The sequence below is a fragment of the Clostridium sp. CM036 genome (genome assembly GCF_055081135.1).
On record NZ_CM143652.1, the window covers coordinates 3327706 to 3341586 of the forward strand.

The 13881-nt window shown below is 33.6% G+C and carries 10 protein-coding genes; all 10 read left to right on the forward strand.

What is annotated here, in order from left to right; translation table 11 throughout:
- The first annotated feature begins 24 nt into the window (after positions 1-24).
- The 10 genes from uvrA (at position 25) to whiA (ending at position 13879) form a co-directional block, all read left to right on the forward strand.
- Complete coding sequence (gene uvrA, locus ACWJKE_RS15805; protein ID WP_462958986.1) at positions 25-2847, forward strand: excinuclease ABC subunit UvrA; 2823 nt, start codon at positions 25-27, stop codon at positions 2845-2847.
- Positions 2848-3071: 224 nt separating this feature from the next.
- The gene (locus ACWJKE_RS15810; RefSeq protein WP_216302638.1) at positions 3072-3500 is read left to right on the forward strand and encodes an FHA domain-containing protein; all 429 of its coding nucleotides are present in this window, start codon (positions 3072-3074) and stop codon (positions 3498-3500) included.
- A 26-nt stretch (positions 3501-3526) separates the two neighbouring features.
- A complete protein-coding gene (locus ACWJKE_RS15815; protein ID WP_216302639.1) occupies positions 3527-4771 on the forward strand; it encodes an FtsW/RodA/SpoVE family cell cycle protein in 1245 nt (414 codons plus the stop codon).
- The gene (locus ACWJKE_RS15820; RefSeq protein WP_216302640.1) at positions 4764-6197 is read left to right on the forward strand and encodes a peptidoglycan D,D-transpeptidase FtsI family protein; all 1434 of its coding nucleotides are present in this window, start codon (positions 4764-4766) and stop codon (positions 6195-6197) included. The genes ACWJKE_RS15815 and ACWJKE_RS15820 overlap by 8 nt, the downstream gene beginning before the upstream one ends.
- A gap of 153 nt (positions 6198-6350) precedes the next feature.
- The gene (gene uvrC, locus ACWJKE_RS15825; protein WP_462952757.1) at positions 6351-8216 is read left to right on the forward strand and encodes an excinuclease ABC subunit UvrC; all 1866 of its coding nucleotides are present in this window, start codon (positions 6351-6353) and stop codon (positions 8214-8216) included.
- Between the two features lie 188 nt (positions 8217-8404).
- Entirely contained in the window at positions 8405-9340 is a 936-nt protein-coding gene (gene murB / locus ACWJKE_RS15830) for a UDP-N-acetylmuramate dehydrogenase (protein WP_462958987.1), read from the forward strand.
- 23 nt (positions 9341-9363) lie between these two features.
- Complete coding sequence (gene hisC, locus ACWJKE_RS15835) at positions 9364-10449, forward strand: histidinol-phosphate transaminase (RefSeq protein WP_216302643.1); 1086 nt, start codon at positions 9364-9366, stop codon at positions 10447-10449.
- A gap of 256 nt (positions 10450-10705) precedes the next feature.
- The gene (rapZ, locus tag ACWJKE_RS15840; RefSeq protein WP_165412422.1) at positions 10706-11590 is read left to right on the forward strand and encodes an RNase adapter RapZ; all 885 of its coding nucleotides are present in this window, start codon (positions 10706-10708) and stop codon (positions 11588-11590) included.
- Positions 11587-12924, forward strand: coding sequence for a gluconeogenesis factor YvcK family protein (locus ACWJKE_RS15845; protein WP_216302644.1), 1338 nt, complete (start codon positions 11587-11589; stop codon positions 12922-12924). Before rapZ ends, ACWJKE_RS15845 begins: the two co-directional genes overlap by 4 nt.
- A 4-nt stretch (positions 12925-12928) precedes the next feature.
- On the forward strand, positions 12929-13879 hold the full coding sequence (gene whiA, locus ACWJKE_RS15850) for a DNA-binding protein WhiA (protein WP_165412424.1): 951 nt from the start codon (positions 12929-12931) through the stop codon (positions 13877-13879).
- Positions 13880-13881 lie beyond the last annotated feature (2 nt).

Here is a 13881-nt window from a genome sequence, read left to right on the forward strand (position 1 = left end):
TGTGTTGTAACAGAGGAGGAAAATATGAGGGATAAAATTTTTATAAAGGGTGCTAAGGTTCACAATTTAAAAAATGTTGATTTGGAGATACCGAGAGATAAATTTGTAGTGTTTACTGGACTTTCAGGGTCTGGTAAATCTTCACTTGCTTTTGATACATTATATGCAGAGGGGCAAAGAAGGTATGTGGAGTCATTATCTGCATATGCAAGGCAATTTTTAGGTAATATGGATAAGCCAGATGTTGAGTACATAGAGGGGTTATCTCCTGCTATTTCTATAGATCAGAAAACTACTAACAGAAATCCACGTTCCACAGTGGGTACTGTAACTGAAATTTATGATTATTTGAGACTTCTTTATGCTAAAGTAGGGACGCCTCATTGTCCTAAATGTGGTAAGGAGATTTCTCAGCAAACTGTAGACCAGATGGTGGATAGAATAATGGATATGCCAGAGAAAACTAAGATTTCAATTTTATCTCCTGTGATAAGGGGAAAAAAAGGTGAACATGTCAAGATAATAGAAAATATTAAAAAAAATGGTTTCGTTCGCGCTAGGATAGATGGTACTACTGTAGAGCTTCTGGAAGAGGAAATAAAACTCGCAAAGACTAAGAAACATAATATAGAGATAGTAATAGACAGAATTTCTGTAAAAGAAGAAGTTCGAGGGAGGCTTTCTGAATCTTTAGAGAGTGCATTAAAACTAGCAGAGGGGACTGCAATTGCTAGCATTTCTGGTGGTGAAGATATTCTTTTTAGTGAGCATTTTGCCTGCATTGATTGCGGCATTAGTCTTGGAGAATTGGCTCCGAGGATGTTTTCGTTTAATTCTCCATATGGTAAATGTGATACTTGCGACGGCCTTGGTACTCTTATGGAAATTGAAGAGGATTTAATAATACCAGATAAAAGTAAGAGTATTAAAGGCGGCGCCATTATGTCTTTTGGGGAAGGTAGTCTTAAGGAGGATTCCTGGACTTTTTCGGTGCTTCGGGCAATAAGTGAAAAATATAAGTTTAGCTTAGATACGCCTATAGAAGACTATGAACCAGAAATTCTTAAAATATTACTGTACGGAACTAATGGAGAAAAAGTTAAGGTGGAGTATGTTAAGGAGTTTAGATCAGGTACTTTTAATCATTCTTATGAAGGAATTATAAACAATTTAAAAAGACGATATTTTGAAACCTCGTCAGATTATATAAAAAGAGAAATTGAACAATATATGGGTGATAATGCATGCCCTAAGTGCAAGGGAGCAAGGTTAAGCCCAGAGGCACTAGCCGTAACTGTTGGGGATAAGAATATAAGCGAGTTTTGTCAAATGTCTATTGTAGATGAAGTTATATTTTTAAAAGATATCAAATTATCAGAGAAAAATAAGATTATATCTAATCAAATTTTTAAGGAAATAAATGATAGACTTAATTTTTTAAGGGATGTAGGACTTGATTATTTGAATTTAGCTAGAGCGGCAGGTACATTGTCTGGTGGAGAAGCGCAGAGAATAAGGCTAGCTACTCAGATAGGATCAAGCCTTATGGGAGTTTTATATATTTTAGATGAGCCTAGTATTGGTCTTCATCAAAGGGATAATGATAAACTTATAAAGACATTAAAGCATTTAAGAGATATAGGTAATACATTAATTGTGGTAGAACATGATGAAGATACCATGAAGGCAGCAGATTTTATTGTAGATGTTGGGCCAGCGGCTGGCGAACATGGTGGAGAAATTGTGGCTACCGGAACAATTGAGGATATAAAAAACTGTGAAAGGTCAATTACGGGTCAATATTTAAGTGGTAAAAAGAAGATAGATGTTCCGAAGGTGACGAGAGTATCTAATGGAAATAGTATAAAAATACTTAATGCAAGGCAAAATAATCTTAAAAATGTTAGCGCGGACTTTCCGCTAGGTGTATTCACTGCAGTCACTGGTGTTTCAGGTTCTGGAAAGAGTACTTTAGTTAATGAAATTCTATACAAAGGTCTTAATAAAAAGGTGAATAAATCTAAGAAGAATCCTGGACTTCATAAAGATATTTTAGGATATGAGAATATAGATAAAATTATAAATATTGACCAAGGTCCTATAGGGCGTACTCCAAGATCTAATCCGGCTACATATACAGGAGTATTTGATATCATTCGAGATGTTTTCTCAATGAGTCCAGAAGCTAAGATGCGGGGTTATAAGCCAGGTAGATTTAGCTTTAATGTAAAGGGCGGAAGATGTGAGGCTTGCAAGGGTGATGGAATAATTAAAATAGAAATGCAATTTTTATCTGATGTGTATGTGCCTTGTGAGGTTTGCAAAGGGAAAAGGTATAATAGAGAAACTTTAGAGGTTAAGTATAAAGGGAAAAATATTGATGAAATCTTAAATATGACTGTTGAGGAAGCTGTAAAGTTCTTTGAAAATATTCCTAGAATTTCTAGCAAATTTAAAATACTGATGGATGTTGGACTCGGATATGTAAGGCTAGGTCAACCATCAACACAATTGTCTGGTGGCGAGGCTCAAAGAATTAAACTTGCTTCTGAATTATCTAAGAGAAGCACTGGCAAGACCTTTTATATTTTAGATGAGCCTACTACAGGACTTCATATTGATGATGTTAGTAAACTTATCAAAATACTTCAAAGACTTGTAGATTCAGGGAATACAGTAGTCGTAATTGAGCATAATTTAGATGTTATAAAGTGCGCGGACTATGTTATAGACTTAGGTCCGGAGGGTGGAGATAAGGGAGGTAGCATTTTGTGCAGTGGTACTCCAAAAGAAATATCCTTAAATGTGAATTCATATACAGGACAATATCTTAAAAAAATGTTATAATTCATAATAAGCTAGCATACTAATTTAACGATATTTCAGAAGGAACTCCCCAATTTTTATAAGTGAGGGGATAGCGATTAATAATTGGTATCCCCTTTAGAGGTCTACAAAGGGGTAAATCTCCTTCTGAAGTCGCCAATTTATCTACTGCTAAAATGTGCAGTTACGCAGGAGATGATTTAATGCTAGTCTTTGATTATGATTTAAAGAGGAGAAAGTGAGTTATGGCTAATATAAGCTTGTTTTTGAGATATGCAATTATAGCGATTATTTACATTATAATAATATTTGCTTTGAGAATAATGTATAAGGACATAAAAGGTGGTGCAAAGAAGAAACCAGTTATTAAGAAAACTATGGGGCTTGAGGTTATAGAAAGAGGAGAAAATTTTAATTTAAGAATCGGTGCGGTTATTCCTCTAAACGATGTGCTTACCATAGGCAGAAAGGGAGATAATCTTTTAATTTTGGGGGACAAATACGTGTCATCTCAGCATGCAAGAATATATCTTAAAAACACAGATTATATTTTGCAAGACCTGAGAAGTACTAATGGAACCCTTAAAAACAACAAAAAAGTAACGGACAAGGTAATCATAAAAAAGGGCGATGAAATTAAAATAGGAACTTCAATTTTTAAAGTTATAGGGTAAATTATGAGTGCGAGAGAGGTGATAGTATGGAAAAGATAAAAGAGGAGCGGAAGCTTCTAAGGTATACTTATCTTCTATGCATAGTTTTATTTATTAATATGTTTCTTATTGGTAAAAATGAGTTTGACAAAGGCGCAATAATAATGTGCGCAATAATATGCTTAATGTTTGCGTATTCTCATTTTATAATAAGAAGATTTTTCCCGGATGGTGACAAATATATTTTGCTGTTTTCAAATGTTTTAGCGGTTATAGGTATGGCCATGTTATATAGGTTAGACTCATCTCTTGCACTTAAACAACTTATTTTTTATGCAGTTGGAATTGCCATATTCATCTTAGTAGTAGTGCTTTTTCCTAGCTTATCTAAGTTTGGAAAGTACAAATATTTTTATTTGGTATGCACTATTATACTTATGTCATTGGGAAGTATATTTGGGAAGTCGCTTTATGGAGCTAAAAACTGGATATCTATTGGTGGATTTACTTTTCAACCATCAGAATTTGCTAAATTATCTTTGGTAGCATATTTAGCAGCATCATTACAGAATTATGGAGAAAATCTTAAGGGAAAGTCAGAGCTTATGAAAATTAAGGGCTTAATTGAGCCTGGAATTGTAGTTATGATATCCCTTGGTTTCATGGTAAAGCAAACGGATTTAGGATCAGCACTTTTATTTTTTGCTATTTCAGTAACCATGTTATATATTGCTACTTCAAATTCTAAATATGTTCTAGTATGTTTAGGACTTTTTATTATAGGCGGATTTATAAGCTATAAACTTTTTGGACATGTTCGTGTAAGGGTCATGATCTGGAATGACCCATGGAAATATGGTAGCAATGAAGGCCATCAGGTGGTACAATCTTTAATTTCTATAGCTTCCGGTGGTCTTTTTGGAACGGGTTTTGGGCTTGGGCACCCTGGAATGGTTCCTGTAGTCACTACAGATTTTATTTTTTCCGCTATTGCTGAGGAGATGGGCCTTCTTACTGGCTTTGCTATCCTTATTTTATATTTTTTACTGTTTTATAGATGCATGAGGGTACCTGTTTATAGCAAAGATAAATTTACAAGACTACTTGCGGTGGGTTATAGCACAATGATAGCTGCCCAAGTATTGGTTATAGTAGGAGGGGTAGTTGGAGCTATTCCACTAACAGGTATAACACTACCATTAGTTAGTTCCGGTGGTAGTTCTATGTTAATAACTTTCTTTGCACTAGGTATACTTCAAAAAATTTCGGAGGACGGTCAAAGTTATGAATGATTTTGTGGATAATATAAAAAAAGTCATGTTGGTGTTTTTAATATTTTTTATTGCTTTAATTTCCTACATAACTTATTCATATATGTTTAGGAGCGAAAAGACTTTAGATAGTGCATATAATAGGAGAACTTCGGCTGAGAGAAATAAGGTATTAAGGGGAACAATTTACGATAAAGATATGAAAGCTTTAACAAAAAGTACGAAAACAAGTGAAACTACTCAAAAGCTGGAATATTTAAAGGGTCCAGTGTTTGCACATGCTATAGGGTATATGGATACCGTATATAATCTTGCTGGTCTTGAAAAAAAATACGATAAAGAACTTATGGGGGCTGGAGAGACAGCAATTCCAAAGTTTGTTTTCTTCAGTAAAGATACTGAAGAGAAAGTTGGAAATGGATTAAGAACTACTCTTGATTCAAAGCTTCAAAACAAAGCTTATGAGCTTTTAAAGGATACAGGATGTAAAGGTGCGATAGTAGCGATAAATCCTAGAACTGGAGAAGTTTTAGCTATGGTATCTAATCCGTCTTATGACCCAAATAATTTAGAAAGAGATATGAAAGATTTAAATGCAGATAAAGAAGGTACACCACTACTTAATAGGGCGACATCTGGATTATATCCACCAGGGTCTGTATTTAAAACTATTCCGGCGATAAGCGCTTTAGAAAATATCACTAATGTTTATAATAAGGGATACCAGGATAATGGTAAATTAGTTGTCAATGGAACACAACTGTTGAAAAACTTTGATGACGAGGTTTTAGGAAGTTTAAATTTTAAATCTGCTTATGAACATTCTAGTAATGCGTTTTTTGGGTCTTTAGGTATTGATTTAGGAAATAAAGCACTAAAGGAAACCGCGGAAAAGTTTTATTTTAACAAGAATATCCCATCTGAAGGGTTAACTATAGAGAATAGTAGATTTCCAAGCTATAAAAGCTATGAGAAAGGTAATATCGCTCAAAGTGCTATAGGCCAGGCGGAGGTTTTAGCTACTCCTATGCAAATGGCATTAGTTGTAAGCGCTGTTGCTAATGATGGTATTATGATGCAACCAATGCTTGTTAAAGAAATATTGGATAGCAAAGGTAAATCTTTAAAAAAAATAGAACCGAAGCAACTAGGAGAAGTGATATCAAAGGAAAATGCTAGTACTATGAAGGATTTAATGAGAGGCGTTGTAACTGAAGGTACAGGAACTAATGCAGCTGTGTCAGGCATCGAGGTTAGTGGAAAAACGGGTACTGCAGATCATAAAGCTGATGTTAGTGCACAAAGAGGTGCTCATTCCTGGTTTACTGGATTTGCACCCTATGATAATCCTGAAATTGCCATATCGGTAATTGTAGAAGAGGGTGGAGTTGGTGGTAAAAAAGCTGCCCAAGTAACTAGAGATCTTATTGAAAGTTATTTAAAATAAAGCATAAAAATATATGCATATAATAGTAAAGAAAGTCAGATATTGAAATAATATCTGGCTTTCTTATTAGAAATAAGATAGCTACATGATATATGGAGCAATTTGTAGTATATTGCCCAGGAAATTTAACGACATTTTTAAAGGGGTGCTAATGTGTTTGATTTTGAATATCAACTAAAGATTCTTCCAGATGCACCAGGAGTGTATCTTATGAGTAATCATCTTGGTGAAATAATATATGTGGGTAAGGCTAAAATATTAAAAAATAGAGTAAGGCAATATTTTAAGGGTTCAAAAAATCATTCTGTAAAAGTAAAGGCTATGGTGAAAAATATATCTGAGTTTGAATATATAGTAACGGATTCGGAAATGGAGGCACTTATTTTAGAGTGTAATCTTATTAAAAGATATAGCCCAAGATATAATATTTTGCTTAAGGATGATAAACACTATCCCTTTATAAAGATAACTATAAATGAGGAATTTCCACGGGTTTTTGTAACTAGAAACATTGCAAATGATGGCGGAAAATATTTTGGGCCGTATACAGATTCAGCAGCTGTATATAGCATTATTGAACTTATAAAACAAATATACCCACTTAGGACGTGTAGACGAACTATTAAAGAGGGACTGCCCCCTACTAGGACTTGCTTGAACTATCATATTGGGCTGTGCAAAGGCCCTTGTGCAGGGCTTATTAGTAAAGAAGATTATGGGGAAATCATAAAAGGTACAATGCAGTTACTTGCAGGAAAAGACAGGAATATAAAAGATGAGCTAAAGCGAAAAATGGAAAATGCATCGGAAGATTTAGAATTTGAAAAAGCGGTGGTGTTTCGCGATAAAATCATGGCCATAGATAAAATAAATGAGAAGCAAAAGATTATAATAGGAAATTGCGAGAATGAAGACTTTATTAATCTATATGTTGATGAAAAAGATGTTTGCCTTCAGGTATTTTTTCTTCGAGATGGTAAGATAGTAGGACGTGAACATTTTATTTTAAATGATGAAGCGGACCAGGTAGCACATGAGCTTATAGAAGAATTTATAAAGCGATTTTATGGAGGGGCAGCCTTTATTCCTAAAACAATATATGTGCCGTTCATAAATGAGGGTGAGATTCTAGAGCAGTGGCTCAGCTCCAAAAAAGAATCAAAAGTTATGATTAAGGTTCCTCAAAAGGGAGAAAAGAAAAAGACATTAGAGATGGTAGAAAATAATGCTAAGATAACCCTTGAACAATTTAAATTAAAGGATATGCAGGATAAGGAAATTCACAAAATTGCACTGGAGGAGCTTACAGGCTTATTGGAACTGGATGAAATACCTGAAAGAATTGAATCCTATGATATCTCAAATATAATGGGCGTGGATTCTGTAGGTAGTATGGTGGTTTTTGAAGATGGAAAGCCTAAAAGCAGTGATTATAGAAGGTTTAAAATAAAATCAGTAATAGGAGCTAACGATTATGATAGCATGCGAGAAATACTAGAGAGAAGGTTTACTCGTGGACTAGATGAAGTGGAAAAAATAAAAGAAAGAAATTTAGAATTAAGTAAAGGAAAGTTCTGTATATTTCCTGATTTAATTCTTATGGATGGTGGAAAAGGGCAGGTTAATGTGGCCCTTGAGGTTTTGAATAGTCTTAATATTAATATACCTGTATGTGGAATGGTTAAGGATGACAAGCACAAAACTAGAGGGTTAATATATAATAATGTAGAGCGAGTTATGAGAGGCAATTCTCAAAGCATGCACTTGATTACTAGAATACAAGATGAAGTCCATAGATTCGCTATTACTTATCACAGAACTTTAAGAGATAAAAGAACTCTGTATTCTATATTAGATAATATACCTAATATAGGGGAAAAGAGAAGACGCGAGCTACTAAAGAAATTTGGTAGCATCGATAAGATAAAAAGTGCAAGTGTTAAGGAACTAATGGAGACTCCCTCTATGGACAGTAAGGCCTCGGAATGTGTTTTAGAATATTTTAAAAAGAGTAAATAGAGAATATTGAAATAATAATCAAATATGTCAGAAAAATTAATAATTAATAATGATTAGTTAAATTGTTGAAATATCTTAGTAAAAAGGGTAAAATAAAAGCACTATATAATTCCAGGGTATAAAGCATATATTATATGCTTTATGCTCTGGAATTATGTAAATATATTAATATTTTCAAGGAGTAGAATATGAAAAAATATGAGGAACTAATTAAACAAATAGATAAAGTTACTAGAGGATCAAACATAAAGATAGATGAGCCTATGAAAAATCATACTTCTTTTAAAGTAGGGGGACCAGCTGATATTTTAGTGACTCCGGAAGATGTGATGGAAGCTCAGTCAATAATAAGAATTTGTAAAGATAATAATGTGAATTATTATTTAATAGGAAATGGTTCTAATTTACTTGTACGTGATGGTGGAATTCGTGGAGTAGTTATAAAGCTATGTAAGTTTAATAAAATTGAGGTAAAAGGAAATAAAGTAATCGCTCAAAGTGGAGCAAGTTTATATGATGTTACCATGGTGGCACTGGGTGAAGGACTTAAAGGTATGGAATTTGCAAATGGAATTCCAGGTAGCATTGGTGGTGCGGCAGCTATGAATGCAGGAGCATATAATGGTGAAATGTCTATGGTTATGGAGAGTATATTAGCCCTTGATAATAATGGAGAATTATTAACTTTAGCAAAAGGCGAAATGGAGCTTTCTTATAGGAGTAGCGCTATTCTAAAACACGGATATACGGTAATAAGTGTTACCCTTAGTCTCCAAGAAGGAGATAAGGAGATTATAAAAGCAAGGATGGACGACCTTGCGAAAAAAAGAAGTGATAAACAACCTTTAGAATACCCATCAGCGGGGAGTACATTTAAAAGACCAGAGGGTCATTATGCAAGTGTTCTTATACAAGATTGCGATTTAAAGGGTACTTGCGTTGGGGATGCTCAAGTGTCTGAGAAACATTCTGGTTTTATTATTAATAAAAAAGATGCTAGTGCTAAGGATATTTTGGATTTGATAAAGCTTGTGCAGCATGTAGTTTATGAGAAATTTGAGGTAAAGCTTACTACTGAAGTAAAGATATGGGGAGAAGACGAACGAGCTTCCAAGGAGGAGTAAGTACAATCATATAGGGGGAAATTATGGAATACATGGTACGTAAAGAAATTTTGGGTTTAAGGAGTTATAAGGCAGGCAAGCCTATAAGTGAAGTTAAGAGAGAATTGGGGCTTGCGGAGGTTGTAAAGCTTGCGTCCAATGAGAATGCATTAGGATGTTCGCCAAAGGTAAAAAAAGCATTAAGAGAATTAGTAGAGGAAACTCATATGTACCCAGATGCATCAAATCACGAATTGAAGGATGTAATAAGCGCAAAACTAGGGGTAAATCCCCAACAGATTGTGTGCAGTACAGGCTCCGATTCATTGATCAGAGTAATTGCAAACACTTTTTTAGAGCCAGGAGATGAATCTATAACGGCGGCGGTTACATTCTCTAGGTATGAGGATTCAACAAAACTTATGGGAGCTACTAGTATCGTAATACCTATGGATAATAATGCAATACATATAGAAAAAATGGTAGATGCAATAACTGAGAAAACAAGAATCATATGGTTTTGTAACCCTAATAATCCTACAGGAACTATATTTACTAAAGCACAATTTGCGAGAGTAATAAACAAAATACCAGACCATGTATTAATAATTATGGATGAGGCCTACAATGAATATGTAACTTCAGAAGAATTCCCGAATTCTTTAGAATATTTAAATGATTACCCTAATATGATTATTCTAAGAACCTTTTCTAAATATTACGGATTGGCATCTCTAAGATGTGGATATGGAATAGCTAGCGAGGAATTATGCTCATATCTTAATAGAGTTATTGGGCCTTTTGATGTTAATTTATATGCACAAAAAGCAGCGGTGGCAGCACTTAGGGATGAAGAGTTTTTAAAACTAGTATCTGAAACAAATATAGCTGGAAAAAAGTATTTATATAAGCAATTTGAGTTAATGAATCTGCAGTACATAGAAACGAACACTAATTTTCTTATGGTGGATACAAAAATTGATGATAAGGAAGTTTTTGATAAGTTACTTTTAAAAGGTATTATTGTAAGACCAGGACATTTATTAGGTATGCCCCGATGGCTTAGGGTTACAATTGGTACACTAAAACAAAATGAGTTATTTATAAAAGCTTTAAAAGAAATTTTATAAATAGATAACAAATATTTTTATGCGCAAAAAAAAGTATATATTACGTATAATGCATTGAAGTGAATGCACTAATAGTAATATATACTTTTTTTCTTTTTTATGTTTACCTTTCTATAAACGCTCCATGTGTTATAATAAAAAGTGAAACTATGCTAGTACAATGCAGTAAATGAGCCTTTAAAGCGAATTTATTATTAATATTAAAATATTAACAATTGTAGTAGTTATTACTTTTTTTATATAGGGGGGTTTTTAAATGAGATTTGTTATATTGACAGGGTTATCAGGCGCTGGAAAAACACAAACAATACGAAATCTTGAGGATTTAGGATTTTTTTGTGTGGATAATTTGCCACCTATATTGATTCCGAAATTTGCGGAGGCGTGTTATCAATCTAACGGGAATATAGATAGAATTGCTTTAGTTATAGATATTCGAGGTGGAAAGTTTTTTGATGATTTATTTGAAAGCTTAACCTTTTTAAAAGAACAAGATTATAAATATGAAATTTTGTTTTTAGAAGCAACAGATGAAGTACTTGTTAAAAGATATAAAGAGACAAGGAGAAAGCATCCGCTAGCACCAGAGGGAAGGGTTTTAAATGGAATTGCTTCTGAGCGGAAAACACTTAAGGATATACGTGAGCGTGCTGACCATATAATCAATACTACGAAAATTTCAGCAAGAGAGCTTACAGAAGAAATAAATAATATTTATGCAGAGGAAGGTCAGATAGAAACTAAAATTATTATAACTGTGCTTTCTTTTGGATTTAAATATGGAATACCTGTGGATTCAGATTTAGTATTTGATGTTAGGTTTTTGCCAAATCCATATTATATTCCAGAACTTAAGCAGTATTCAGGGAATGACCAACCTGTTAGAGATTATGTATTACAGTGCGAGGGGACTAAAGTATTTATAGAGAAGCTTCAAGATATGCTACAATTTCTTATTCCAAATTATAAAAAAGAGGGAAAAAGACAACTCATAGTGTCTATAGGATGCACTGGGGGAAGACACAGATCGGTAGCTATAGCAAATAAAATCCATGAAATGTTAGAACAAGATGGTTATAACGCTAATATAGATCACAGGGATATAAATGAAGACGTGAGTAGAGGCGGCAACAAGCTATGATGTTGAGTGATTTTCTGAAGCCTGGAATCAACTTAAAAAGATGGATTTTTCTAGGGATTATGGGTGTCTTGTTATTAGTTTTTGGTGTTGTTGAACTTATAAATGAAGGACATTCTTCTGTGGGAAGTATAAGTTTTCCGATGCTTTTCATAGTGATTGGGTCGTTGATGATATATGTAGCTATAATACAAATTGTTAAATATTTTATTATACTAGTAAATACAGGAAAGTTAGATGTAGCTATAAGTTCAAAAGGCTTAGGGGATTTAATATTTGAAAAGAGGGTACTTATAAAAGGACCTAAAATTGTAGTAATCGGAGGAGGTACTGGTTTATCAACTATGCTCCGAGGATTAAAGAAATATACCAATAATATAACTGCAATAGTTACAGTAGCAGATGATGGTGGGGGATCAGGGGTTTTAAGAGAAGATTTAGGGATTCTTCCCCCGGGGGATATTAGGAATTGTATATTAGCATTAGCAGATACGGAACCACTAATGGACGAATTATTGCGCTATAGATTTAAAGATGGAAGATTAAAGGACCAAAACTTTGGTAATTTATTTTTAGCAGCGATGGATGGAATTTCAAATAATTTCGAAGAAGCTGTGCAGAAAATGAGTTCAGTCCTGGCTGTAACTGGAAGGGTTATCCCAGTTACTTTAGACAATATGATTTTAAAAGCAAAACTTAAGAACGGAATGATAATTGATGGAGAATCAAATATACCAAAAGGCGTTCTTGAAAATAATAGTGCTATTGAAGAGGTTTTTATAGAACCTAAAGACGCGAAAGCAATTAAAGAAGCATTAGTTGCTATAAATGAGGCGGATGCTGTAATACTCGGACCGGGAAGCCTATATACTAGCATTATTCCCAATCTGTTAGTAGGGGAAATAAGAAATGCATTAGATAAAACGAGAGCCTTAAGAATTTATGTGGCAAATATCATGACTCAGCCAGGGGAAAGTGATAACTTTGGTGTGAAAGACCATATAAATGCTATACATCAACATGCTAAATGCAAGGTTATTGATTGCGTTTTAGTAAATATAGGGAAAATAGGTAGTGATTTAGAACAAAAATATCTTAACGATAATTCCAATATGGTTAAGATAAATGAAGATGAAATTACAAAGCAAGGCATAGAGGTAATTAAGAGTGATTTTGTTAAAATTGGAAAAGGGTATATAAGGCATGATGAAGATAAGCTTGCAACCATTTTGGTAGAAACAATTATGGAGAAAAAGCTATTTAATGATAAAAAGAAAATAGTAGAGTATGTTTATTTATCACAAAGGCTTAAAGAAAATAAACGCAGTAAGGGGTAGTATAATGTCATTTTCGTCTAAGGTTAAAAATGAAATTTGTAGATTTACAGAAATGAGTAAGAAAGAAGCGGTGTCTGAGCTGGCTGCTATAATGAAGGTTAGTGGAACTATTGGACTTGGTTCAAATAAACAAGTTAATTTCCAAATAACTACTGAGAATCCTGCAATAGCAAGACTTATATTTAAATTATTAAAGGAACATTTTAATATTCATCCTAGATTACTAGTTAAGAGAAGTAATTCACTTAAGAAAAAGAATGTTTATGTGGTTATAATTACTGAAGAAATGGGTGTTAAAGATTTATTAAAGCAAGTGGCAGTCCTCGAGGATGAGAACTTTTTTTCAATAGATTATACTATACCTGAAAGACTAATTGATGCTGAAGAGTGCAAGCGTAAATATATAAGAGGAGCTTTTCTAGGTGGTGGAAGTATTAGTAATCCAGAGAAAAACTACCATGTAGAGTTTGTTACGCATGATAATGACTATGCAGAGGAACTATGCACTCTTATTAATAGCTATGGACTATTATCAAAAATAATACAAAGAAAAAGCAGTTACGTAATTTATATTAAAGAGGGTGAGCAGATTGTAGACCTCCTCAATATAATTGGTGCACATAACTCATTATTATTTCTAGAAAATGTAAGAATAATGAAGGAAATGAGAAATAATGTAAATAGGCTTGTGAACTGCGAAACGGCAAATCTTAGTAAAACAGTAAATGCGTCAGTAAGACAAGTGGAAAGTATTAAATTAATACAAATGGAAATAGGGCTTCAAAGATTACCTAAAAATTTAAGGGAAATTGCTGAGTTAAGACTAGAATACCCAGATGAATCACTAAAGGAACTTGGCGCAATACTTGAGCCGCCAGTAGGTAAATCTGGGATTAATCATAGATTAAGAAGAATAGAGAAAATTGCTGAAGAACTAAGGAAAGAAGGAAGGTAAAT

Excerpts from the sequence above, each read along its gene's own strand:
- uvrA (WP_462958986.1), top strand. The coding sequence starts at position 25 with ATGAGGGATAAAATTTTTATAAAGGGTGCTAAGGTTCACAATTTAAAA.
- ACWJKE_RS15810 (WP_216302638.1), top strand. The coding sequence starts at position 3,072 with ATGGCTAATATAAGCTTGTTTTTGAGATATGCAATTATAGCGATTATT.
- ACWJKE_RS15845 (WP_216302644.1), top strand. The coding sequence starts at position 11,587 with ATGATGTTGAGTGATTTTCTGAAGCCTGGAATCAACTTAAAAAGATGG.
- rapZ (WP_165412422.1), top strand. The coding sequence starts at position 10,706 with ATGAGATTTGTTATATTGACAGGGTTATCAGGCGCTGGAAAAACACAA.
- ACWJKE_RS15820 (WP_216302640.1), top strand. The coding sequence starts at position 4,764 with ATGAATGATTTTGTGGATAATATAAAAAAAGTCATGTTGGTGTTTTTA.
- ACWJKE_RS15815 (WP_216302639.1), top strand. The coding sequence starts at position 3,527 with ATGGAAAAGATAAAAGAGGAGCGGAAGCTTCTAAGGTATACTTATCTT.
- whiA (WP_165412424.1), top strand. The coding sequence starts at position 12,929 with ATGTCATTTTCGTCTAAGGTTAAAAATGAAATTTGTAGATTTACAGAA.
- murB (WP_462958987.1), top strand. The coding sequence starts at position 8,405 with ATGAAAAAATATGAGGAACTAATTAAACAAATAGATAAAGTTACTAGA.
- hisC (WP_216302643.1), top strand. The coding sequence starts at position 9,364 with ATGGAATACATGGTACGTAAAGAAATTTTGGGTTTAAGGAGTTATAAG.